Source organism: Pararhizobium mangrovi (assembly GCF_006516965.1).
GTDB lineage: Bacteria > Pseudomonadota > Alphaproteobacteria > Rhizobiales > Rhizobiaceae > Pararhizobium_B > Pararhizobium_B mangrovi.
Map to the genome: position 1 here is coordinate 1 of NZ_VHLH01000066.1, position 1062 is coordinate 1062.

General features: G+C 63.2%; 1 protein-coding gene. It reads right to left on the reverse strand.

Going from position 1 to position 1062, the window contains the following annotated elements; translation table 11 throughout:
- Positions 1-17 precede the first annotated feature (17 nt).
- Positions 18-967, reverse strand: a protein-coding gene (locus FJU11_RS18190; protein ID WP_407946746.1) for an IS630 family transposase whose coding sequence is annotated in 2 segments (ribosomal slippage) — positions 18-626 and positions 629-967 — 948 coding nt in all. Because the reading frame shifts where the segments join, the coding sequence is not laid out codon by codon here.
- Between the last annotated feature and the right edge of the window lie 95 nt (positions 968-1062).

Consider the following 1062-nt stretch of genomic DNA (forward strand, 5'->3'; position numbering starts at 1 on the left):
ACTAGAGCGGAATCCGATCAGTTTGCATCGTATCCCATTGCGGCGAAGTAGTTGGCGCATTCGGTGGGTGTGAAGGTGCCGATGATTTCGCCGATCCGGATCCAGAGTGCCTCGACCGTCCGTTCTGCCGCCTTTCGAAGCATCGCCTTCAGCTTGGAGAAGGCGTTCTCGATCGGATTGAAATCGGGACTGTAGGGAGGCAGGAACAGCAGCGAGGCGCCGGCCTCTTCGATCAGTTCGCGCGTTCGCTCGCTCTTGTGGCTGGACAGGTTGTCCATGACGACGATGTCGCCGGGCCGCAGTTCCGGCACGAGCACCTGTTGGACATAAGCCTCGAAGGCGGCGCGGTTGATCGGTCCGCTCAGCACGAAGGGCGCGATCATGCCGCGAAGCGTGAGCGCACCGACGAAGGTCGTCGTCTTCCAGTGACCATGCGGCACCGCCATACGCAATCGCTCGCCGCGTGGGGATCGGCCGTGGGTCCGCGCCATATTGGTCTTCGCCCATGTCTCGTCGATGAAGACGAGCCTCGCCGTGTCGAGGTCGAGCTGGCCGTCGAACCAGGCCTGTCGCCTCTTCAGGATGTCTGGCCGATCCTGCTCGGCCGCGTGGGCGGTCTTTTTTTGCGCGTCAGGCCGTGTCGGACGAAGAAGCGCTGGATCGTGCCGAACCCGAAGCGGTGACCCCGATCACCGAGAGCTTGACGCATCTCCGCGATGGTGATGTCCGGCGCCTCCGCGAGCAGCGACAGGATCAGATCCTTTTGCGCTTCAATGTGGTGCGAGCGGCGATCGCCACCCTGGCGGCCCGGCTGAGCCCTGCCATCGTGGTGCTTCGCCTGCGTCCGCCAGCGGCTGACGCTCGCCGCACTGACGTCGAAGCGTTCCGCGGCCTGACGGTGGCTCGCTCCAGCGTCGACCGCTGCCAAAACCCGCGATCGCAGATCGACCGATATCGCTTTCGTCATCATCCACCAGCCTCCCATCCGGCCAGAAGCTTGAATCAGAAAACAGCGGCAGACGGAATCCTGGACCGATTCACGAAGCTCGGATCACGCTCTAG